Source organism: Neobacillus mesonae, from assembly GCF_023715155.1.
In the GTDB taxonomy this organism is placed as follows: domain Bacteria; phylum Bacillota; class Bacilli; order Bacillales; family Cytobacillaceae; genus Neobacillus; species Neobacillus mesonae_A.
Map to the genome: position 1 here is coordinate 1 of NZ_JAMBNQ010000031.1, position 22677 is coordinate 22677.

19 protein-coding genes are annotated in these 22677 nt (G+C 38.8%); 17 read left to right on the forward strand and 2 right to left on the reverse strand.

The window, feature by feature from the left end; genetic code table 11:
- Positions 1 to 295: 295 nt before the first annotated feature.
- From M3183_RS19875 to M3183_RS19930, 12 genes are all read left to right on the forward strand, one after another.
- Positions 296 to 487, forward strand: a complete 192-nt coding sequence (locus M3183_RS19875; protein WP_251472395.1) for a YbxH family protein — start codon at positions 296 to 298, stop codon at positions 485 to 487.
- A gap of 46 nt (positions 488 to 533) precedes the next feature.
- On the forward strand, positions 534 to 3116 hold the full coding sequence (locus M3183_RS19880) for a DEAD/DEAH box helicase (protein ID WP_251472396.1): 2583 nt from the start codon (positions 534 to 536) through the stop codon (positions 3114 to 3116).
- A gap of 106 nt (positions 3117 to 3222) precedes the next feature.
- A complete protein-coding gene (locus tag M3183_RS19885) occupies positions 3223 to 4488 on the forward strand; it encodes a glycosyl hydrolase family 18 protein (RefSeq protein ID WP_251472397.1) in 1266 nt (421 codons plus the stop codon).
- A 9-nt stretch (positions 4489 to 4497) separates the two neighbouring features.
- Positions 4498 to 6015 carry a D-alanyl-D-alanine carboxypeptidase/D-alanyl-D-alanine endopeptidase gene (gene dacB / locus M3183_RS19890; protein WP_251472399.1) on the forward strand — a complete coding sequence of 506 codons (1518 nt, stop codon included), beginning with the start codon at positions 4498 to 4500 and terminating at the stop codon, positions 6013 to 6015.
- Between the two features lie 69 nt (positions 6016 to 6084).
- Positions 6085 to 6921: a deoxyribonuclease IV gene (locus M3183_RS19895; protein WP_251472401.1), complete on the forward strand. Its 837-nt coding sequence runs from the start codon at positions 6085 to 6087 to the stop codon at positions 6919 to 6921.
- Positions 6922 to 6987: 66 nt separating this feature from the next.
- Entirely contained in the window at positions 6988 to 7716 is a 729-nt protein-coding gene (locus M3183_RS19900) for a CBS domain-containing protein (protein ID WP_251472403.1), read from the forward strand.
- A 142-nt stretch (positions 7717 to 7858) separates the two neighbouring features.
- Entirely contained in the window at positions 7859 to 9184 is a 1326-nt protein-coding gene (locus M3183_RS19905; RefSeq protein WP_251472405.1) for an FAD-binding oxidoreductase, read from the forward strand.
- Between the two features lies 1 nt (position 9185).
- On the forward strand, positions 9186 to 10550 hold the full coding sequence (locus M3183_RS19910; RefSeq protein WP_251472406.1) for a (Fe-S)-binding protein: 1365 nt from the start codon (positions 9186 to 9188) through the stop codon (positions 10548 to 10550).
- Positions 10537 to 11979, forward strand: coding sequence for an FAD-linked oxidase C-terminal domain-containing protein (locus tag M3183_RS19915; RefSeq protein ID WP_251472457.1), 1443 nt, complete (start codon positions 10537 to 10539; stop codon positions 11977 to 11979). Before M3183_RS19910 ends, M3183_RS19915 begins: the two co-directional genes overlap by 14 nt.
- 177 nt (positions 11980 to 12156) lie before the next feature.
- Positions 12157 to 12462 carry a hypothetical protein gene (locus tag M3183_RS19920; RefSeq protein ID WP_251472407.1) on the forward strand — a complete coding sequence of 102 codons (306 nt, stop codon included), beginning with the start codon at positions 12157 to 12159 and terminating at the stop codon, positions 12460 to 12462.
- On the forward strand, positions 12463 to 13692 hold the full coding sequence (locus M3183_RS19925) for a CehA/McbA family metallohydrolase domain-containing protein (RefSeq protein WP_251472408.1): 1230 nt from the start codon (positions 12463 to 12465) through the stop codon (positions 13690 to 13692).
- Between the two features lie 103 nt (positions 13693 to 13795).
- Positions 13796 to 14851 carry a HupE/UreJ family protein gene (locus M3183_RS19930; protein ID WP_251472409.1) on the forward strand — a complete coding sequence of 352 codons (1056 nt, stop codon included), beginning with the start codon at positions 13796 to 13798 and terminating at the stop codon, positions 14849 to 14851.
- Positions 14852 to 15210: 359 nt separating this feature from the next.
- On the opposite strand, the gene M3183_RS19935 is transcribed toward M3183_RS19930, so the two are convergent.
- The gene (locus M3183_RS19935; RefSeq protein ID WP_251472410.1) at positions 15211 to 15549 is read right to left on the reverse strand and encodes a CotG/ExsB N-terminal domain-containing protein; all 339 of its coding nucleotides are present in this window, start codon (positions 15547 to 15549) and stop codon (positions 15211 to 15213) included.
- Positions 15550 to 15743: 194 nt separating this feature from the next.
- Here M3183_RS19935 and M3183_RS19940 point away from each other — a divergent pair, with 194 nt between their 5' ends.
- Positions 15744 to 16838, forward strand: coding sequence for a CotH kinase family protein (locus M3183_RS19940; RefSeq protein WP_251472412.1), 1095 nt, complete (start codon positions 15744 to 15746; stop codon positions 16836 to 16838).
- A gap of 334 nt (positions 16839 to 17172) precedes the next feature.
- Here the strand turns inward: M3183_RS19940 and M3183_RS19945 are convergent, their stop codons facing one another.
- Positions 17173 to 18117 (reverse strand): endonuclease I family protein, encoded by a 945-nt coding sequence (locus M3183_RS19945; protein WP_251472413.1) that lies wholly within the window; start codon positions 18115 to 18117, stop codon positions 17173 to 17175.
- A 217-nt stretch (positions 18118 to 18334) separates the two neighbouring features.
- On the opposite strand from M3183_RS19945, the gene M3183_RS19950 reads away from it, so the two are divergent.
- The 4 genes from M3183_RS19950 (at position 18335) to M3183_RS19965 (ending at position 22546) form a co-directional block, all read left to right on the forward strand.
- Positions 18335 to 18787, forward strand: a complete 453-nt coding sequence (locus tag M3183_RS19950) for a CoxG family protein (RefSeq protein WP_251472414.1) — start codon at positions 18335 to 18337, stop codon at positions 18785 to 18787.
- Between the two features lie 68 nt (positions 18788 to 18855).
- Positions 18856 to 19968, forward strand: coding sequence for an XdhC family protein (locus M3183_RS19955; RefSeq protein WP_251472415.1), 1113 nt, complete (start codon positions 18856 to 18858; stop codon positions 19966 to 19968).
- Positions 19969 to 20015: 47 nt separating this feature from the next.
- Positions 20016 to 21347 carry an aminotransferase family protein gene (locus M3183_RS19960; RefSeq protein ID WP_251472416.1) on the forward strand — a complete coding sequence of 444 codons (1332 nt, stop codon included), beginning with the start codon at positions 20016 to 20018 and terminating at the stop codon, positions 21345 to 21347.
- A gap of 161 nt (positions 21348 to 21508) precedes the next feature.
- Positions 21509 to 22546: a PTS sugar transporter subunit IIC gene (locus M3183_RS19965; RefSeq protein WP_251472417.1), complete on the forward strand. Its 1038-nt coding sequence runs from the start codon at positions 21509 to 21511 to the stop codon at positions 22544 to 22546.
- Positions 22547 to 22677: the final 131 nt, after the last annotated feature.

Genomic DNA, 22677 nt, shown 5'->3' on the forward strand with positions numbered 1-22677 from the left:
TATTACAAGTGCTTTGAAATCCTGCGAATAAGTGAGTATTCGAGAGAAAATCGTATCTAACTGAGGGAGCTTAAATAGTAAAAAATAAGCGGAGTTTTTTCCGTTATTCAATGAAAAGCACCCGATTATAGCAGTTTAAAATCAAATAAGGGAAATTCCTCCGTCTATTTCAGCTAATTAACATCCAATTTCCTAAATAAGGGGAATTTCTACCTATTTTTGAACGAATTTTAAAAAGGGAGCAAAAAGCAACAATCTTTTAGAAAAGAGCCTTGTTAAAAAAGGAGGATGAAAAATGGGGGCAATAGAACGCAGCGGTTTTCGCTTTGTGCCTGAGTATAGTGTTGTTCAACAAACAGGTGCCATACATGTGTATAACGAGGATCATTTCATTGAAGAAATTAAGTTTCAATTTTCGGGGAAGTTTCCTGGAATGGACAAAATAGAGGATTTGGTGGAACAATATTGCGAGCTGCATAATATCTAGTCTAAATCGTGATATAATGAAACTTCGGAAGAGAGGAGGGATAAAAATGAGTAAATTAAACATAATTTACCCTCAAGCAATTGAACATACAAAAATGAAAGTGTATCAGGATATTGACCAATATTTAGAAACAAAGGCCGTACTGCCTCCATTTGAGCAATATCTTCGTGATCGCAGCCATTATCTTGAACAAATTTGGGTTAATGTTTGGCTGAATAAATCAACCAATGATGTACCAAGAAATGAAAAAAAGAGTTTTTTAAGCGAAAAAGGCTTTGAAGTTCAAGGGGTAGACCGTAAGATCATCAATAAACTGTTTCGTGATGAAATGAGGGAGTACCAGCCTTTTGATACTATGTCTTGGGTAGTAGAATCTTTTGATGGACAGGAAGAAAAGTGGGCAAATCGTTTCGAACAGGCAAAACAGCATTACATAAAAAAGCTTCAGGAGAAACAGCTTGAAGAAACAAAGCATAAAATAGAGGAAGAGATTGATAAAGCGGCTAATATTTTGATTGAAGAACATTATCAGCTTATTTATTTATATGTCCGTTCTTTCGTTGCTAAGCAATTAGACGCTGACTTCAAAAATAATGTAAAGTTCAGATCTGTAGATACATTTGCCTTGGAAGAGGAATTAGAAAAGGAAGGTTCTTTTAATCCTTCATCCTATAAAACAGTCGCTGCATTTTTTGAAGAACTAACAGGGGATATTCAAAAAACGCTGGGATGGGGAAAAAGTTATTTTGAATATGAAACCTATTTTTATGTATATGAAGGGTTAATTTCAGATTATCTTACAGAATTTATTCCTAAAAAGGTTTTGGACGAGTTTCTCCCATCCTTTAAAGAAAAGTTTTGGGAAACCTTTCATGAAAAGCTGTCTGTTTCTTTTGTAAAAGGAAGCATTGTTGATTTACTATATGATATTACAGGAATCTTTATTGAAGATATCCAGGAGGAATACGTCTCGGATTTACTTAAGCTTGCACAAGTCCCGTTTGAAGAAAGCATTCATCGTGAAATATTAGAAAAAGACCTCGAAGAACGTGAAAGACGTTACGCCGAAGAACAAGCAGAACTTGAGCGTAAAAGAGAAGAAGAAAAACGGATGATGGAGGATATCTTTGGGGAGGAATATAATCCCTCTTCAAGAGGAAATGTCCGTTATATCCTGCATATTGGGGAAACCAATACTGGAAAAACTCATCATGCATTAGAGAGAATGAAGCTGGCTGACAGTGGTCTGTATTTGGCACCGCTAAGACTTTTAGCACTTGAAGTATTCGATAAATTAAATGCGGAAGGGACACTCTGCTCATTAAAAACGGGAGAAGAGGAAAAAATTGTCCATGATGCCAATCATATCTCCTGTACAGTAGAAATGTTTCATGAAAAGGAATATTATCAAGTTGTCGTGATTGACGAAGCTCAAATGATTACTGATAAAGATCGTGGTTTTTCCTGGTATAAGGCAATTACCAAAGCCAATGCAGAAGAAGTTCATATTATCGGAAGCAAAAATTCCAAGGAAATGCTATTAGAACTTCTGGGAAATGCTAACATTGATATAAACGAGTATACCCGTGATACACCTCTTGAAGTAGAATCCAAAAAATTCGATATCAGACATGTGAAAAAAGGCGATGCCTTGATTTGTTTTTCAAGAAGGCGTGTGCTGGAGATGGCATCAAGACTGCAAAATGACGGCCATTCAGCAAGTATGATTTATGGCAGCATGCCTCCTGAAACACGAAAGAAGCAAATTGAGCTTTTTAACAAAGGAAAGACAAAAGTGATTGTAGCAACAGATGCAATAGGTATGGGATTAAACCTGCCGATACGCCGGATTGTCTTTTTAGAAAATGAAAAGTTTGACGGTACAAGGCGAAGGCTGTTAACCTCTCAGGAAGTAAAGCAAATTGCTGGACGTGCGGGCCGTAAGGGGATTTATGATGTCGGCAAAGTTGCTTTTACAAGCGATATTAAAAAAATGCGGGGGTTGCTTATGCAAGAGGACCGGCCTGTCCAAACCTTTGCCATTGCGCCGACCAATTCAGTATTTGAACGATTCCAGCACTATTATCATGACTTAGGGACGTTTTTTGACCTGTGGGAGAAGTTTGAAAGCCCAAAAGGAACAAAGAAAGCATCACTATCAGAAGAACGGTCGCTTTATAATAGAATTGTTGGAACCGAAATTGAAGCAAGATTGTCATTAATGGAATTATACGGCTTTTTACACCTGCCTTTTTCCAAAAATGAAGGTGCTTTAACACGGCAATGGGAAGATACTATGTATGCGATCATACGAAATGATGATCTTCCTGAACCAATAATAAAGGATGGAAACCTTGAGGAACTGGAGTTAAGCTATAAGGCGATTGGGCTGCATCTTTTATTTTTATATCGCTTAGGTGAAAGGACGGAAGCGATTTATTGGGAGCGGTTAAGGGAAGAAATTAGTGATAAAGTCCAAGAACGGCTAAAAACCGATATTAAAAAGTTTGTGAAAAAGTGTAAAAACTGCGGTAAAAAGCTTCCATGGGATCATCCGTTTCCAACCTGTGACGCCTGTTATCGCGCGAGGTTTAAAAAATATTGGTATAAAGAAGAAAATGAGTTTTAACGACAGAATGGTCTTAGAGTCCATTCTGTTTTTTTATGATACTTCCTGATCGCTTACGTATATTCATCCCATTTGCCCATATGATGATAAAAAGGAGCGTGATAAGATGGCCGTCCATGTGGTTCGATCGGGAGAAAATCTATGGAGAATTTCAACAATGTATGGAATCTCCATATCGAATATAATGAAGTTAAACGGTTTATCTCAAAGCGGTGCAATCGTACCAGGTCTTGCCCTATACCTTCCAGATTCCCTTCCGCCAAATCGCTCTTATCGAATTAAAGCTGGTGATATGTTATGGAAATTAGCGATGCAATACCATACAAACTCATCCAATATCATCAAAGCCAATCCTGGAATAAATCCGTATCTGCTCTCAATTGGTCAAATAATCACAATACCGTCCCCCCTCAAACTATCCATCCAAACACTTGGATTTATGATGCCAACCATCGTGAGTCAAAATATTGCTATACTTAATTCTCTAGCCAAGCAGCTTACCTATTTAGCTGTTGTTTCCTATTCGGTGACAGACGTAGGGTGGGCCTTTAATATAATGGATGATAAAGAAATTATTTCAAGATGTCACCAATTAAATATTAAACCGCTATTAGTTGTCCAAAACATAGAACATGGAGATTTTAGTGCAGATCTTGCAGGCAAAGTACTGGAAAATCCAAATTATCGAAAAAATTTATCAAACAGTCTTGTTAATTTAGCCAAGCAGCGGGGATTTAGCGGAGTTAGTATTGATTTCGAATTCATACCGCCTGAACGGCGGCAGGACTTTATTACCTTTTTAACAGAATTAAAAAATGCACTAGGCAGTCTTATTCTCCATGTAAACCTTCCTTCAAAAATACAGGACCTTCCAACTAATCCGATTATTGGTGCTTATGATTATGCAGAAATTGCCAAAATAGCTGATCTAGTTGCAGTGATGACAATGGATTATGGATATGCCGGGGGTCCGCCTGATCCGGTTTCACCAATAAATTGGATGGAGCAGGTAATAAAATATTCACTTACCCAAATTCCTAATCGTAAAATGCAAATTGCTTTTCCTCTGTATGGACATGATAAATTGGTTCCTTCTAACCAAACTGTCATGTTATCTGTACTTAATGCCCAAAATCAGGCTATTTCCAAGTGGGTTTCGATTCAATATGACAATACCTCTAAAGCACCCTGGTACCGCTACTGGCAGGATAGAAACGAGCATGTTGTTTGGTTTGAAGATATTCGAAGTTATATCGAAATGTATAAATTGGTTGATCTATATCAATTGGCTGGTTCCACTTATTGGGAATTAAGTTTTTCAGCACCACAAAATTGGGCATACTTAGGAAATAATATTTCTGTTATAAAATGATAATATTTTATGAAGGATATTGAAGGAAAGGATGTAGAAATAGATTTGTTTAGAAATAGTAAATACTTGATAATCTTCGTACTTTTTATGATAGTGGTGACTATTATCCCCTCCACACAAGCTCAGGCAGCTGCCGGAAATCATGCAGTTAATACATGGAGTCAAAAGCTTGATTCCTTATTAAGAGATGAACCAGATTTGCAAGGGGCGATTGCTGGAATCAGTATCCGGAATGCTTCAGATGGAAAAATCGTATACGATCATCAAGGAGATATCCGGCTCCGTCCAGCTTCAAATATGAAGCTTTTAACGGCAGCGGCTGCCTTGAATGTGTTAGGGGAGGATTATACTTTCTCAACTGAAATTTATTTGGATGGTCAAATGAAGAAAAAGACGCTAAAAGGGAATCTTTATCTAAAGGGAAAAGGCGACCCGACTTTAATGAAGACTGATTTTGATCAAATGGCCAAAATATTAAAAAAGCAGGGGATTGCTAAAATTGAGGGAAATGTGATTGGAGATGATTCATGGTTTGATGATATCCGTTATTCTAAAGATCTGCCATGGAGTGATGAAACCACTTATTATGGGGCACAGATTTCTGCCTTAACGGCTTCCCCGACAACCGATTTTGATGCCGGAGCAGTAAAGGTAGAGGTAAAACCGGTTGATCGAGTCGGAGACCGCCCTATGATAAAAATCTCTCCAAAAACAGACTATATTAAAATAATAAACCGTGCGGTAACAGTTAATAAAGATGGAAAAAAGAAAATAACCATTGAGCGTGAACACGGAAAAAATACTATTGCCATCAATGGCACCATTCCTATTACAGCCAAAGAAGTAACTGAATGGCCTGCTGTCTGGGACACGTCTCTTTATGCTTTGACATTATTTAAACAAGCTATGAAAGAAAATGACATTAAATTGGAAGGGGAAATCAAAAAAGGTCTAGTGCCTGAAACCGCAAAAATCATACATACTCATCATTCGATGCCGCTATCAGAGTTACTGGTTCCATTTATGAAATTAAGTAATAATACTCATGCGGAAATTCTTACAAAGGAAATGGGGAAAGAGGCAGCAGGAGAAGGTTCCTGGAAAACAGGATTAACTGTCCTAAAAACAGAATTGGCTAAATTTGGAGCAGACGCGAACTCAATGGTTTTGCGTGATGGATCAGGAATCTCACATGTTACCAGTGTGCAAGCAAACCAGATTTCACAGCTGCTATTTGCTGTGCAAAAAGAAAAGTGGTTTTCTGTTTATCTGAACGCATTACCAATTTCAGGTGAGCAAGAAAAGATGACCGGTGGGTCTCTGCGATACCGCATGAAAACCCAAGAACTTAAGGGAAAAGTTATGGCAAAAACAGGGACTCTTTCGTCAGTAAGTTCATTATCCGGATATATCGAAACAAAAAGCGGACAAAGACTGATTTTTTCAATACTCTTAAATAATTTGCTGGATGAAGAGAAAGGGAAGAGGATCGAAGATAAAATCGTTTCAATCATTGCCAATCAATAAAGTTGAATAGATTCCCCCTCACTGTAAAATCTATAAGAAATAAATAACCGCAGTGGAGGGGGTTCTTTTATGAAAATAGGTAGTCATGTAAGTATCAAAAAGGGATATTTCGGGGCAGCAAAACAAGCGGTCGAAAATCATGCATCTGCCTTTCAGTACTTTCCGAAAAACCCTAGGAGCTTGTCAATAAAGAATTTTGATAGGGGAGATGCATTGGAATGTAAAGAGTTTTGCCAAGCACATCAGCTCCAGTCTGTCGCACATACTCCATATTCGACCAGTTTTACACCCGTAAAAGAAAAAGAAGAATTAACGATTGCTTCACTATTCAATGATTTGGAAATTGCGAATGCCTGCGGTTCCATTGGAGTGGTAGTTCACTTTGGCAGCCAAATCAGTAAAACGGACCCGTTAGCAAGCTATCATTTAATGCTGGAGATGCTTAATCGGCTTTTAAGTCAGTGGGAAGGCGAAAGTTTAATTCTTTTGGAAAATAACGCTGGTACCAAAGGGGCTCTTGGGACAACATTTGAAGAATTAGTACAAGTTCGGAGTTTATGCCAGTACCCTGAAAAAATTGGCTTTTGCCTGGACACCTGCCACGCTTTCGCAAGCGGTCTTTGGACGGCTGAAAATACCAGGGGATTTTTCGAAAAAGGCAAGAAGCTGGAGTATTTTGAGCACTTGAAGGTTATTCATCTTAACAATTCAAAATTCCCATGCTTGTCGAGAAAAGACAGGCATGCGAATATTTTTTTCGGGAATGGTTTAATCCCTGTTGAACAATTAAAAGAACTAATCACCAACCCAATTCTTCAGTTTATCCCGCTAATTCTTGAAACACCTGATAATGAAGGTATCTCCCATAAGGAAGAAATTGAAATGCTTTTGAAAAAATGGGGATAAAAAGTTTTAATGTTTCTTTCATATAAATGGTTATATAATATAGAAAAAAGACTTCGGGAGAGAGAAATGAAAACGGTTAAAACAGATGGTCAGCTGCTTTCAGAGCGTTTTGAAGTGGCATATAACCAAGTACATGAAGCATTGAGGGAAATTGTAAAAATAAATGATGATAGATTCATAGTATTAGTAAAGGTCGGGGCAAAAAAATATCAGGTCATCGAAACGTTTAAGAAAGATCTTGTACAGTATGCTCGTCTTAGGAATGCGATTGTCCACGAAAAGATGGAGGTGGGATTTTATATCGCAGAACCAAATGCAAAAGTGGTCTATCATCTTGAAAAGATGGCTGATATTTTAAGCCGCCCTAACAATGGACTATCCATTGCCTCAAAAAACGTTATTTCCTTTCAAGATGATGATAGGATTTCCAATGTGATAACCTCTATAAAAAATCACGGCTATTCTAAGTTTCCGATTTACAAGAGCGGGAAATGTATTGGACTGTTAACCTCGAGTTCCATCGTAAAATGGATGGCACAGAATATGATAAATAGTTCGGTTAATTTAGCAGATATTCGTGTTTCCGATATTATGAAATTTGAAAAAAACCATCCAATTAAGTTTGTTTCAAAGGAGATTAATATTTTTGAACTAGAAAATATCTTTGAAAAGTCGCATAAGAATAAAAGAAAACTAGAGTGTGTCATAATATCTGAAAATGGAGGTCCGGAAGAAATACCGCTCGGCATTGTAACTCCATGGGATTTAATAGAAATCGATTATACGGATGAATAGGGAATGAGATTTCCTTGCACAGATTAGGAACCTTTTATACAATAGTTAAAAAATACGTAATACTGCGGCAGGAGAAATCTGCCGTTTTCTTGGGTAGTATAAGTCAGAAAATTTAAAAGGTTAAGAGAAAGGAGTGAGAATAATGGTTGAACTTGAGCTTTTATCATGTTTCAATTCTGTCATTTCTGAAGAACAAATTCAAAAAAATATTTTTAATTGTCCGTTGTTAGGAAACAATGGCCGCATAACGGTTTTTCCAAAAACAGAACAAGAAATATCTGAAATTCTTCATAATGCCAATGAACATCAAATAAAGGTGAACATAATGGGGGGAGGAACAAAAAGGGGGTATGGAGGAGTAGAAGATTCTGCTGATTTATTGCTGTCACTTGAACAATATAAAGGGGTAGTTGAGCATTCACCAAGCGACATGATGATAACCGTGAAATCCGGCACTACCTTTAAGGAACTTCAAATGTTTTTAAAGAAATATAATCAAAAAGTCCCATTGGATCCTGCATGGCCTAATGATGCAACGATTGGCGGAGTGGTTGCCGCAAATGATTTCGGTCCGAAACGGCTTGGTTACGGTTCTGCTCGTGATATCGTCATTGGGCTTCAGATGGTTTATCCCGATGGCACTTTAATTCGAACCGGCGGGAAGACTGTAAAGAATGTTGCCGGTTATGATATGAATAAATTATTCATTGGCTCAATGGGGACTCTCGGAGTCATCTCAGAAATTACCCTCAAATTAAGACCTCTGCCTAAATGTGAAAGTGTTATTCTAGTATTCTTCCCAGAAAATAACTTCGATGATATTCAAAGTTTTACCTGTAACTTGCTGGATTCAGTCATGGAACCATCCGCTCTTGAATTGTTTAGCCCTGCTTTAGCAGAAAAATTAACTGGAAACCATGCTTATATGCTTGCCATTGCATTTGAAGATGTCGAAAGCTCTGTCAGATATCAAGCGGATTTTGTAAAACAAAACAGACCCCAAAAATCAACCATTACTATTTTGGAACAAGTAAAAGCCCATCAGTTTTGGGATTCAGCTGCGCGAATTCAGCCGAACGGGCGGAATGAAGCTGCTGAGGCCAAAACAAGAGCTGCTTTAAAAATCGGTGTGAAGAATTTGGATGTTTTAAAAGTGGTCAAGGAGTGCCATCTTCACCAAGATTCCCTTAACCTAAAAGTTAATGCACATGGCGGTCTTGGTCATGGTCTCTGCAAAGTCGATTTAACAGGAGCAAAAGAAGATGTAGCAGCAGCCATCGATTCATTGCGGATTTTCACTGAAAAATTAGGAGGATATGCGGTTTTCACCCATCTGCCATTAGTGCTTCGCCAGCAAATAAACGTATGGGGAGAAAAGCCTGCTTATTTTTTCTTATTAGACGGAATTAAAACGAAAGTGGATCCGAATAGAATACTAAATACTGGTCGTTTTGTAGGAGGGATTTAAGATGAGCCTACCAGAACTTGAAAAGAAACCAGCCTGTTCTGCAGGAAGCCTAGGCAATTATTTGTGGAGCGACCCTCCAAAGGAACATAAGTGGGCAGATTGCGTACACTGCGGGTTATGCCTTGAGGCGTGTCCTACATATGAACAATTAGGACAAGAGCAGCATTCACCGCGCGGCCGGGTTCACCTGATTAAATCTGTGGCGGAAGGGAAACTCAAGGTGAATGAAGTGTTTGCTGAACCGGTATTTCAATGTCTTGACTGTCGTGCCTGCACAACGGCCTGCCCTGCAAGTGTAGATGTCGGCGGTCTAATTGAGGAAGCACGCGGCCAGGTCAGACAGGCCATTCCTTTAAAGGGATTGAAAGCATGGACGAGTAAATTTTTCCTCGAAGGTTTGTTTCCTCACCATGGCCGGTTATCTGCAGCAGGCAGCCTATTGAAATTTTATCAAAAAAGCGGCATGCAAAAAATGGTCCGCAAAACTGGAATGATCAACATCATGCCGAACCATTTAGTGGATATGGAATCCATCATGCCAGAAATCAAGACACCCGTTCGAAAAAAATACAAACAGGAGAAGGTCATAAAGGCAAAAGGTGAAACAAAGAGGGTAGTATCGATTTTGTCAGGCTGTATCATGGATATTATGTTTAGTGATATAAATGAGTCCACGATCAATGTATTGACCCGTAATGGCAATGATGTGACCATCCCCCAAAATCAAACCTGCTGTGGTGCTCTCCATGTGCACGCCGGGGACCGCGAAATGGGGAGAAAACTGGCAAAACAAAATATTGAGGCATTTAAGAATTCGGAAAAGGTTATTGTCAATGCGGCCGGCTGCGGCTGTATGATGAAAGAATACCCGGAACTGTTTTCTGATGATCCACAATGGCAGGAAAAAGCGAAGGCGTTTTCTGCAAAGGTAGAGGATATTTCTAAATTTCTTTACGATACCGGCTATGAAATTCCAAAAGCCGAATTAAAGACCCGCATTACCTACCATGATGCCTGCCATCTTGCCCATGGTCAGGGAATTCGTAATGAACCTCGCGAACTTTTGATCCATATTCCAGGGGTTGAAATGATCCAGATGCCAAATTCAGACCGTTGCTGCGGAAGTGCTGGTATTTATAATCTGACAAATCCTGAAATGGCTGGTGCGGTATTGGAAAGTAAGATGGCCAATGTTCCAGAGAATGTTGAAATGATTTCTATGGGGAATCCAGGGTGTATGCTGCAGATGGCAGCAGGCGTACAGAAATATGGCAGGAGCCAAAAAGTCGTTCATACAGTGCAATTATTGGATTGGGCCTATCAAAAGGAAGAGGACGGGAGTGGTGACCAAGATGGTGCAAATTAACTTGAAAACAAAAGATATTCATATTAGTAATCTTGCAAAGCTCGTATCTGGACCTAATGCGATCCTATATAAAGATGAGGATTTACTGGCCTATGACTGTGACGGTTTTACAATTAAACGGCACCTGCCAAGAGCAGTGATCTTCCCGAAGGATACCCATGAAGTTTCGCAGATTGTGAAATACTGTGCGAAACATAACCTGCCTTTTCTTGCCCGTGGTGCGGGTACGGGTTTGAGCGGAGGGGCAATCCCGTTAAATAACGAAGTCATTATTAGTTTAGTGCGGATGAAGCGGCTGTTGGAAATAGATTTAGAGAATCGCCGGGCAGTGGTGGAGCCCGGTTTTGTGAATTTGAAACTAACCAACTCTATCTCGGATAAAGGCTACTATTATGCACCAGACCCATCGAGTCAATATGCCTGTACAATTGGCGGGAATGTCGCCGAAAATGCCGGCGGAGCTCACTGTTTAAAATATGGGGTAACCACTAATCATATCTTGGGGTTAGAGGTGGTGCTCCCGAATGGCGACATCATAGAGATAGGAAAAAACGGAATCCCAGATGCTCCGGGCTATGATTTATTAGGTCTTTTAACAGGCTCAGAAGGAACGCTTGGAATTGTAACAAAAATAACGGTTCGAATTTTGAAAAACCCCGAAGCAAAGCAAACTGTTCTGGCCTATTTTGATAAAATTGACGATGGCAGTAAAGCAGTATCTGATATTATTTCCAGCGGTATTGTTCCAGCGGCACTGGAAATGATGGATAAAACCGCTATCGAAGGTGTGGAGGCGGCTGCCTTTCCAGTTGGTCATCCTAAGGATATTGAAGCAGTCTTGCTCATAGAAGTGGATGGAATCACTGCAGGTATTAATGACCAAATTAACTTAATTTTGGATGTCTGCCAAAAAAGGAATGTACGTGAAGTGAAGGCGGCTCGTGATGAAGCGGAAAGAGGAAGATGGTGGGCCAATCGGAAAACTGGTTTTGGAGCCATGGGGGCGATTTCCCCAGATTATTTAGTACAGGATGGAGTTATTCCAAGAAGCAAGCTTCCTGAAGTGCTGGCTAAAATTAATCAGATTAGTGAGGAAAACGGTTTAAGGATAGCAAATATTTTTCATGCCGGTGATGGAAATTTACACCCGCTAGTCTTGTTTGATTCACGGATCCCTGGTGAAACGGAAAAGGCCATACAAGCAGGGAGTGAGTGTTTAAAAGCTTGTGCAGATGTCGGAGGTTCGATAACCGGTGAGCATGGAGTCGGTATTGAGAAAAAGGAAGAAATGCGCTTTGTTTTTCATGATCATGAAATCCAGGCGCAAACCGATATCCGTGATGTCTTTAACCCAGACTATTTGCTAAATGCTGGCAAGCTCTTCCCAGCACCAGGCCGCTGTGCAGAGGTGAAGAGGGAATTGAAATGAAAAATATAAGGAAATTATGCCGGTAAGCTGATTTAGTTTAATGGGAGTGTAAAGAGAGACCACTCCTCTTGTCAATAAATTTGAAATTTACAGTAATTTTACTCAATATTCATACCTCCCTAACAATCCTAATTTATTATATTTAGTGTTAATAAATATTAGGGGGAAAGGGTAAACATGAAATCAAGTTTTAAAAAGAAAGCAATTCCTTTATTAGCAACAACCGTCCTTGCAACGACTGCTTTAACAACCCAGACTTTATTTAATGATGGTGGTAATCAAAAAGCGAATGCACAACAATTATCAAAAGAAGAAGTGAAAAAGAATGGTACAACATGGCTTGCAGGTGATCATCATGTACATAGTGAATGGAGCGTTGGCTGGGACAACTCTACTAATCCTCCAACAGCCATACAAGGCGGGGATGCTGTTTATCCAATCGTTAAGAATGCACAAAATGCAAAAAAGTATGGGCTTGATTAAATGGTTTCAACGGATCACGGCGGTCCTAATCATTCAAAAGTGAATTTAGAACAGGCATACCCTGAATTACTAAAATCCCGTCAATCTGTTCCCGAAGTACTTCAATTCTACGGAATGGAGTTCGATACACCTGCAGCAGATCACAGTTCATTAATCATTCCTAATGGAGATAATGAATCTCAAACACTTTATGATATTGAAAGTAAGTTTAATACACGCGACCCATATCCGAATGATGGCAGCAGAAACACTGAGTCTAATATGATAGATGCTTTAAACTATATGAAAGGATTGGAAGAACAACCTGTTCTATTTGCCAACCATCCTGCCCGTTCAGCAAGCGGGGATGCAAAGTGGGGACTAGATACACCACAGGAATTCCGAAATTGGAATGATACAGCCCCTGCGGTTTCTGTAGGTATGGAAGGTGCTCCAGGACACCAGGCAGGTGCAATCAATCCAGATGGTTCAATCGATTCTAAAGGTTCCCGTGGAGGATATGGAAACTATCCAACAATGGGCGGGTTCGATCAAATGACAGCAAAAGTTGGAGGTTTATGGGATTCGATGTTAGGTGAAGGAAGACACTGGTGGATCACTTCATCCTCTGACTCACATGTTAACTGGCGTGATGGCGGAAGCGACTTCTGGCCTGGTGAATATTCTAAAACTTATGTAAAGTCAGAAAAAAGCTACAAAGATATAATGGAAAACCTTCGTAATGGCCATGTATTCGTTACAACGGGTGACCTTATTTCAGAACTAGATATTAAAGCGCAGGCTGTTGGTAAAACACCAATGCATGCTAAAGCAAAAGGAAATACTGCAAATATCGGTGAAACTCTTACTCTTCCAGGCAAGAAATCTAGAGATGTAACGGTAACCATTCGCCTGAAAGATCCGAATGCTGCTAACTCTCACGGAGACAAGCCGCATGTAAAGCGTGTAGACCTCATTATGGGAGAAATAAATGGTAAAGTGTCTGATCGTTCAACTGCTACTAATCCAACAACAAAAGTGGTGAAACGATTCACTGAGAGTGATTGGAAAAAAGATGGGGAATACATCACGATTTCTTATAAATTAAAAGATGTGGATAAAGATAGCTATATCCGTGTACGTGGCACCAACACAGATGAGTTGGAACCAGCAGCAGATCCAAAAGGAGAAAACCCATGGAACGACCTTTGGTTCTACTCAAATCCAATTTTTATCAAGTCTACTAAGTAATTAGGAATATAAAAAATTCTTGACGAGGAGCCTAATACTCCTCGTCTTTCCATTATATTCAAGTTTAGTCTTGGAAATAACGATGAAATGGATGTGTTTTATAATGAAAAAGTTATGGTTCCCAATGTTGATCATCTTTTTTTCTTTAAGTTGTTTGGTTCCTTCCTCAACATCAGCCCACACAAATAATAGTGAAGGATTTTCCACAATTGAAGTTAGCGGAAATTCATTAAATTATGAATTAAAGCTGGATTTGGAAGAGTTTGGACATGCACTAAATAAGGAAACGAATCAAAAAGAGCTAATTAACCATAAGATTGTGGAGAAATATATTAATTCTCATATTAAAATCTATGCAGACAGTCAATTGATTGAAGGTACAGTAAAAAATACTGATATTGAGATGATAAAAGAGCGTCCTTTTGCTGTCATTGAGCTGGCTTATGACTGCAAACATAAACCTGATAAATTAATAATGGAATATAATATATTTATGGACGACTCTGATCCAAGCCATGCCAATTTTGCAACGATTAAAATGGACGGGAAACAACAGGAAAAAATTCTTACTTTTGAATCCAGAGAATTAGAAATTGGAGAAATCAGTTTCCTGCAAAATTTGAAACAATTTTTGGTTCTAGGTTTAAAACATATTTTTACCGGGTATGATCATATCCTTTTTGTCATCAGTCTGCTTTTTGGCGCAAAAACAATCCGGCACATTCTTTCCTTAGTCACAGCCTTTACTGTTGCCCATAGTATCACTTTGGCTCTCGCAACATTAGACATTGTTCATATTCCAAGCAGATTTGTGGAATCGGCTATCGCTCTAAGTATTATTTATGTAACGCTCATAAATATTTTTAATCAGGACTCAAAACACCGGCCATGGCTAGCCTTTGGTTTTGGGCTTATTCATGGATTTGGTTTCGCAGGCCTCTTATCTGAAATGAGATTAGATACAAATAACATGGCTTCATCTCTTTTATCATTTAATATCGGAATTGAAATCGGACAGCTGATAATTGTTTCTCTCGTCTTCCCAATCATATTGTGGATGAAAAAATTATCCTTAAAATCGATAAAGTGGGTGATACCTAGTACCTCGGCAGCTATACTAGCCTTTGGACTGGTATGGTTTTTTCAGAGAGCATTTTAAATGAAAGAATGCAAAGTTATATATTTCTATTAACTATAGCTAATAAGAATTTTGTTTTATAAATAGCCGATAGAATTCGCCATAACTGTCTTTGTGAACGAAGACACCAGCCGGTGATTAATGTTATGACTGGCTGGTGTCTTTTTTTAGGGACAGCTGTCTGAATGTAACAAGCAGCTGCTTACAGTTCATTCCCAGGTTTGTCACCATGATAAATATATAGGTTGAGCATATTTTAGGAGTTTACTATTTGTTTAGGAACTAAGGGGTTGGGGACGCAGTTTTTTTGATTTCCAGAAGTGATCGTTCTTTCTTTTTCGGAACATAAATAGCGGGGAACCCATTGCCCCCGCCCTGAACTATCTTCTTCGCAGCCTATATACCCACATATTGCTGTCCTTCCAACAGCTTTGGGATTGATGTCTGCCGCGTCCGGTATTCTGCCATTCGGTACAACATAAATCCATCTTCCTTGAAGTGTGTCGGGAAGTTACCTTTCGGGAAGTTCTTTTCCGAGAAGATTGTCTGCTTGACGTTCTATTTTGAGATGTCTGCTGTGGACGGCTGGACGTCCGTCTGCGTGTAGTCCTGCGGTTTTGGTTAGGGTCCATGAACATGAAATCACCAAATCCGCCGGTTCTTACCTCATCTGCGGCTGATTGAATTTCTTCAGGGGAAAACTCTTTTTCTTCGTCCATTATTGCACCTCCTTAATTTTGAAAAGGGAGTGAAAAGTGCCTGTTTTTTGGGGTTAAAACTCACTCTTCTTGTATCACTTTACGTTTGAAAGCCCCTATTTGTTTGGGCAGGAAGCCTAGAAAATAAAAAATAACTGAAAATACGTGACCGCTTTCTTTTTTTTTCATACCAATAAAAAGAGGGAGGGATCAATATGGACGAGATGGTAAAATTACCGCAATATCGACTATTCATAAAACCTATCGATCTTAAGGAATTGAAAAGGGATATTTGGATTGATGAGCCGATTCCCGCCCAGTTAAGGATAGATGGGAAAAGGCTTGAAATCGATATAAGCTATCGCGGATCCCATATTCGTGACTTTCCGAAAAAGTCTTATCATGTGTCTTTTTATAAACCAAAAAAATTTATGGGTTCACACGAGGTTCATCTCAATGCGGAGTATAAGGATCCTTCAATGATCCGCAATAAACTGTCATTTGATTTCTTTTCTGAAATTGGTGTATTGGCACCACAATCAAGGTATGTTTTCTTGTACTTAAATGGAAAGGAAGAGGGCATCTATTTAGAAATCGAATCGGTTGATGGGAATTTTATTAATAGAAGGAACTTGCCAAATGGCAGCATTTTTTACGCAGTGGATGGGGATGCGAACTTTTCCTTGATGAGTGATTTGGAAAAAGAAACGAAAAAATCTTTGAAATTAGGTTATGAAACAAAGTGGAAGGATTCCCGCTCGGCTGAATACCACTTGCAGGAACTGATTTTTAAAATCAATACAATTCCACCAGTTGAATTTGAACGGGAAATTCAGAAATATGTTCATGTAGAACAATACCTGCGCTGGGTGGCGGGAATTATCTTTACCTCCAATTACGACGGATTTGTCCATAATTATTCCCTTTACCGCAACGGAGAAACCGGATTATTCGAAATAATTCCATGGGATTATGATGCCACATGGGGAAGGGATGTAAATGGTAAGATAATGACAGCTGATTATGTTCCGATAAAGGGATTTAATACCTTAACAGCACGTCTTCTGGATGTAAATAACTTTCGCCGGCAATATCGCAGCCTGCTTGAAGAAATGATGAATCATCAGTTTACCCATGATTTCATGATGCCCCGTGCCGAAAAACTGATGCAATATATTCGGCCATTTATCTTACATGATCCGTATAAAAAGGATCATGTAATTCAATTTGAAAGAGAACTGCAAGTAATCTCTGATTATATTAAAAATAGAAGAAATTATCTGCAAAGAAAATTATATAAGCTGGATTAGAGGGAGCAGGGGGGTTCTTAAAGACCAAAGCATAAGTGAAAGCTCCCCAATCTGTCTTTAATAAGGTCTCTTAAAGACAAAGCAGGCAGTGAAACCAACAAAACCTGTCTTTAATAAGGAGGACAAAACAGGCAGCGGAGCGAATCAACCTGTCTTTAATTAAAGATAGACAAACCTGAAAACTCGCCAAACCAGCCCATAAAGAAGGTAGGATTACCTAGTGAACCATTCATATAATCTTATTTTTAAAAAATGGACTTATAAAAAATTTTTCGAACTTATAAAGATAGATAAGTAAAGTTCTCGGTGACAATATAACTAAATGAAAAGTATATCAAAACATCCCAATCGGGAATTCCATTTTTTCTGCTGCTTCCGGAAGATCGATAAATGGGTTCCGATTTCCTTGAATATGGAAAATGGCCTGATTGCGGTGTTTTTCATACAAGCTGACTGGAAACTCCTTGTGCCAGCTTAATAACATTTGAACATCGATTTCTTGCCGGTGAACTTTTTTAATTGCTTTAGGATAACGAAGTATAAAATAAAGCATTGCCCGTGCTGCAGCACCTTTCCCAAACTCAGGCTCGAACCTTTCTTTTACGGCCAATCCACAGTGATTTTGAATGGGTTCATCCGGTGATTCTGGCTGGTAGAACGTGAAATCTTTATAAGGAAAATTGGACCTGGCAATGTTGCATTCTGGATCACATACAAAAAGATGATGCAAATCCCCCTTCATGGGTTCTAAGGCACCAAACCATGATTGGGGAACGATATGTTCCGTATTAAGCTTTACTCTTTTTTCAAAAGCCTTTAATTCTTTTAATAAGTCATATTCTCTTTGCTCTACCTTTTCCAGATAATGCTGGAACTCTTCATATTTTTGATTAATAATTTCATAATCATGGAGAATTAAGGCTTCAGGGTCCTTTTTCTCTCCAGAATAGATACTTTTTACAGTTCCATCAGGGTATAGATCTACCCATGTATACAAATATAAATCTTTACTGATAAAATATGGGATCTGATTTTTATGTGTTTTTTCAAGTAAACTATTATATTTGTAAAATAACTCAAGGCCAGAGGAAGGTAAATATGACAAAGATTGATAATAAAGATCGATATCCATTTGATTTTGTCTCTCATTGAAATAGAGATCCTTATCTATTTTTATTTTTCTTCTATTTTCCCGTAAAAAAATCAATTGTTTATGTAATGGAATAAACTTAGATGAAGTATCCCATAACTTTTTCACATTTTTCCTCTTCTTCGCCATAAAAATTTCTCCCTTTTGCAGCACCTTGGAAAAATCTCCTTAGGAAATGTTATTTAGTACCTTCATTATAATATATCATCATATAAGAATCTGAATTAAATTAATCGAAGCGTTAGTAATAACATGGTAAAGGAATTCGTAAAAATAGGTTAAGGGAATAAAACCAATTTATGATATCCAGCTGAAATTGTTCAGTCACCAATTGGAGGGGAAAATTTTGAAGATTGAATATAAGTACAATTTTAATTTGCCTCGGGAAATCGTTTGGAAGTATATCCAGGATGAGCAGGTCTTAAGAAATGCTCTCCCTGGCTGCCAATCGTTTGAGAAAATAGGAGACGGACTGTATGCTGCTGAGATGGGAATTCATGTGGGTCCAATTAAAGGTTTATTTGCTACCGAAGTACAGCAAACCAATCAAAAACCGCCCTCTTCTTATAGACTCATCATAAAAGGCAAGGGAAAACCGGGAGAAATTCATGCAACAGCTGATATGTTTATTAAGGAAGAAAGGAATACTTCACAGGTTACCTGCCTGGTTGATTTTGAAGCGGCTGGTTTTTTAGCTTCCTTTGGCCAAAAGGTGATGGGAGGGGTAGCAAAGATTATTTTTGGGCAATTTTTTAAAGCAGCTGAAAAGGAAATGCGAAATGAAATAAACAGTGTATAGAAAATGTATGACAAAAACGGGCCAGGATGGTAAAAGCATTATTAAATGTCAAGAAAGCGGGGCAGGGTATGGGATCGGACCAAAAGGTAACCAATTTATTATCCCAATTGATTAAAAAGCATGAATCAGGGGTTTTGGCTACAGTGGTATCTATTCAGGGGTCAGCTTATAAGAGGGAAGGGTCAAAGATGATTATAGAGGCAGGCGGTGGGTATCATGGGATGATTTCCGTCGGCTGTTTGGAAACTGATGTGACTGAAAGTGCGGAATACGTCTACAGAACAGGAAAAACGCTGATAAAAAAATATGAGCTGGATCATGAACTTGAATGGGCCCACTCTTTGGACTGCCCTGGTACAGTTGAAATTTTAATAGAACCGATTGATTCATCTGATTTATGGCAGCGATTAGCAGATTTCTATGCAAAAAATGAGGCAGTTGTCGTATGTAAAGTACTTAAGAATGATGATTCTGACAGCCAGGTTTTACTTGTTACCAATAAGAGTGTATATGGCAGCTGGTCTGATGAATATTTTCAGGAAACTGTTGTCTCAATAGCCAAACGCAAATTATTACGGCTGACTCCACAGTCAGAAAGTATCTGTATTGAAACAAGAGCCGGCAAAGAAGAAACTGTTTTTTTTGATGTTTATTTGGGTACATCAAAGCTATGCATTTTCGGTGCTGGTCATGATTCGGTTCCGCTCGCGAAAACAAGTGCAATACTTGGCTTTGAAACGACCGTTATCGACCCAAGGCCCGCCTATAACACAAAAGAGCGTTTTCCATTTGCAAATCTGCTTTCAGCAGCATCAAAACAAGTTAACATAGATTCACAGACATATATTGTCATTATGAACCATCACCTTGAAAGGGATGCGGAGGCACTCGCCTATGCATTAAAATCTGAAGCGGCTTATGTGGGCGTACTGGGACCAAGGATAAGGACGCAAAGATTGCTTGGGCATCTGAAGAATGAAGGGATTGTTTTTACACCAGAGCAATTAAAGAAATTGTTCAGCCCGGTCGGCCTTGATATTGGCGCTGATACATCAGAAGAAATTGGCTTAAGCATTATGTCAGAAATTATTGCTTTTCGGAGCGGTCATCAAGGAAGTTTTTTAAAAAATCGTCCGTTTATTCATAAAAAGTCCCAAGTACCTGTGGAACATCCATTATAAAAGAACCCTGATTTTAGCAGGGTTGTTCCAAAGAAGGGGTGGTCAATATGGACCAGGAGCAGGTAAAAAGCTCATTAAAAGATAATCTAGTGGAATTGGATAAACGACATTTTATTCATCCAACATCTTCATTAAAGCAGCAGCATGAATCAGGTGCGCCGTTTATTTTTACCGAGGGTAAAGGCGTGTATGTCACAGATATCAGTGGTAAAAAGTTTCTGGAGGGTATGTCATCTTTATGGAATGTTAATATTGGTTATGGAAGAAAGGAATTAGCGGAAGCGGCACGGGCTCAGATGGAAAAGCTTGCTTTTAGCAACTCTTTTTCATCCTACAGCAATGAACCGGCCATCAGACTGGCGGCAAAGCTTGCGGAAATAACTCCAGGTGACTTAAATGCAGTGTTCTATACTTCTGGAGGATCGGAGGCAAATGATACTGCTTATAAATTAGTCAGATATTATTGGAAATTAAAAGGTTTCCCTAAGAAAACAAAGATTATTTCAAGGAAAAAAGGTTACCATGGTGTCAACATTGGGGCAACAAGTGCAACTGGAATTTCTCCTTTCCATGAAATGGCCTCCTCTATGGCCCCGGGTTTCCTTCATGTTGACACTTTTTCGACGGAAGCACTGCGGGAATGTATTGCCAGAGAAGGGGCGGATACAATTGCCGCTTTCATTTCCGAGCCTGTTCAGGGGGCAGGAGGAGTTAATATTGCACCAGATGGGTATTTTCAAGAAATACGAAAGATTTGCAGTGAAAACAATATTTTATTGATTGCTGATGAAGTGATAACTGGATTTGGGAGGACTGGAAAATTATTTGCCTGCGAACATTACCATGTTGTACCTGATATTATGCTCCTAGCAAAAGGAATTACGAGCGGCTATATCCAGCTGGGTGCAGTTGTTTTAACAGAGCAGATCCATAAAGAGCTGACGGCATTATCCGAAGGAGTTATGCTTCACGGGTATACGTACAGCGGCCATGCGACAGCTTGTGCGGTTGCTTTGAAAAATATTGAAATCATTGAAACTGAAAGATTAGTTGAAAATTCTCGTATCATGGGGCAGCAGCTGCTAAAAGGGTTTCAAAAGATCAAAGCGGAGGTAGATATTGTCGGAGATGTCCGGGCATTAGGGCTAATGGGTGCAGTGGAAATCAGGGATCCTTTAGCGAATAATCGATTCCCTGCACCAATTTCACCTAAAGTAAGTGAGGAATGTGCTAAAAGAGGCTTGATTATAAGAACAGTAGGTTTTGAAGGCATGGATACTATCGTATTTGCTCCCCCGCTTGTCATTAATAAGAGAGAAATAGAGGAACTTATTTTCATTTTAAGGGAATCACTGTTAGTGGTTCAGAATCATATGTAAGCTTCAGGCCCTTTCAATATTAAATGGAAAGGGCATTTATTTTTATGCTTTTATGCTTTTAAGCTTGTTTGCGGTAAAGTAATAAAAGTTTTTGTTGAATATTATCTGAATCTTTTTTATAATTATCTTAACATAATATATAAGGATAGGAGATAATTAGAATGAAAGATTTTTTCAGCAAGCTGTTGAACGGGATGAGCATTGGAATTGTTGTTGCGTTAATTCCAAATGCGTTGTTAGGTGAAATTCTTAAACTATTTGTGCCTCATTTTCCGGCCCTTCAGTCTGTTTTAGATATTACGGTGTTTGTAATGAGCTTATTGCCTATTTTGATTGGTGTTATGGTCGGAATTACCTTTAATTTAACACCAATACAAACAGCCAGTGTTGGAATAGCTTCTATGGTCGGCAGTGGTGTGGTGCAAAAGACTGCTGACGGTGTATTTACATTAAATGGGATTGGCATAACCTTAAATATTGGGATTACAGCAGCTCTGTCCGTTTTATTTGTTCGATTGCTTGGAAATAAACTAAAAGCTTATGCTATTTTATTACTGCCGACTCTTAGTATTTTAGTACCCGGCATGATCGGATACTTGATTCTGCCATTTGTTAAGAAGTCAACTGGATTATTGGGAATGGGGATTGCCCATGTGACAACACTCCAGCCGGTATTGATGGGGGCAATTATTGCAGTATTCTTTTGTGTCTTAATTTTGTCACCAATTTCGACGGTTGGAGTAGCGACTGTAATTATGCTTTCGGGTATCGGGTCAGGTGCAGCGAACCTTGGAATTGTTTCAGCTGGTGTTGGTTTAGCATTTGCAAGCTACAAGGCAAACTCATTGGGTACTGCTTTGGCACATGTATTGGGTTCACCGAAAATACAAATGAGAAACTTCTTTATGAAACCCAAAATCGCCTTTCCAATGTTGATTAGTGCGGCAATACTTGGAGGATTGGCAGGGGTATTTAATATTCAAGGCACTCCATATAGTGCAGGCTTCGGATTATCAGGATTAGTTGGTCCATTAAATTATATTAATTTAGCAGAAGGGGGCTGGACGGTTAAAAACATCTCTATTATGCTTAGTACATTCTTCATCCTGCCCATTGTTTTAAATCTCGGTCTTATATTTATTTTTTCAAGAAAATTAAAAGTGATTAAATCAGAAGATTATAAATTACAATTTGATTAATAATTAATAAAAGCGGAGCAATAGCTGCTCCGCTTTCTTTTTGACATGAGAAACATCTTATCCCTGATTGGTTTATGAAAATAATCTCTTATAATACCCTTTTCTAAAATAAAATGCCACTAAATTGTTCT

Excerpts from the sequence above, each read along its gene's own strand:
- M3183_RS19875 (WP_251472395.1), top strand. The coding sequence starts at position 296 with ATGGGGGCAATAGAACGCAGCGGTTTTCGCTTTGTGCCTGAGTATAGT.
- M3183_RS19880 (WP_251472396.1), top strand. The coding sequence starts at position 534 with ATGAGTAAATTAAACATAATTTACCCTCAAGCAATTGAACATACAAAA.
- M3183_RS19885 (WP_251472397.1), top strand. The coding sequence starts at position 3,223 with ATGGCCGTCCATGTGGTTCGATCGGGAGAAAATCTATGGAGAATTTCA.
- dacB (WP_251472399.1), top strand. The coding sequence starts at position 4,498 with ATGAAGGATATTGAAGGAAAGGATGTAGAAATAGATTTGTTTAGAAAT.
- M3183_RS19895 (WP_251472401.1), top strand. The coding sequence starts at position 6,085 with ATGAAAATAGGTAGTCATGTAAGTATCAAAAAGGGATATTTCGGGGCA.
- M3183_RS19900 (WP_251472403.1), top strand. The coding sequence starts at position 6,988 with ATGAAAACGGTTAAAACAGATGGTCAGCTGCTTTCAGAGCGTTTTGAA.
- M3183_RS19905 (WP_251472405.1), top strand. The coding sequence starts at position 7,859 with ATGGTTGAACTTGAGCTTTTATCATGTTTCAATTCTGTCATTTCTGAA.
- M3183_RS19910 (WP_251472406.1), top strand. The coding sequence starts at position 9,186 with ATGAGCCTACCAGAACTTGAAAAGAAACCAGCCTGTTCTGCAGGAAGC.
- M3183_RS19915 (WP_251472457.1), top strand. The coding sequence starts at position 10,537 with ATGGTGCAAATTAACTTGAAAACAAAAGATATTCATATTAGTAATCTT.
- M3183_RS19920 (WP_251472407.1), top strand. The coding sequence starts at position 12,157 with ATGAAATCAAGTTTTAAAAAGAAAGCAATTCCTTTATTAGCAACAACC.
- M3183_RS19925 (WP_251472408.1), top strand. The coding sequence starts at position 12,463 with ATGGTTTCAACGGATCACGGCGGTCCTAATCATTCAAAAGTGAATTTA.
- M3183_RS19930 (WP_251472409.1), top strand. The coding sequence starts at position 13,796 with ATGAAAAAGTTATGGTTCCCAATGTTGATCATCTTTTTTTCTTTAAGT.
- M3183_RS19935 (WP_251472410.1), bottom strand. The coding sequence starts at position 15,549 with ATGGACGAAGAAAAAGAGTTTTCCCCTGAAGAAATTCAATCAGCCGCA.
- M3183_RS19940 (WP_251472412.1), top strand. The coding sequence starts at position 15,744 with ATGGACGAGATGGTAAAATTACCGCAATATCGACTATTCATAAAACCT.
- M3183_RS19945 (WP_251472413.1), bottom strand. The coding sequence starts at position 18,117 with ATGGCGAAGAAGAGGAAAAATGTGAAAAAGTTATGGGATACTTCATCT.
- M3183_RS19955 (WP_251472415.1), top strand. The coding sequence starts at position 18,856 with ATGGGATCGGACCAAAAGGTAACCAATTTATTATCCCAATTGATTAAA.
- M3183_RS19960 (WP_251472416.1), top strand. The coding sequence starts at position 20,016 with ATGGACCAGGAGCAGGTAAAAAGCTCATTAAAAGATAATCTAGTGGAA.
- M3183_RS19965 (WP_251472417.1), top strand. The coding sequence starts at position 21,509 with ATGAAAGATTTTTTCAGCAAGCTGTTGAACGGGATGAGCATTGGAATT.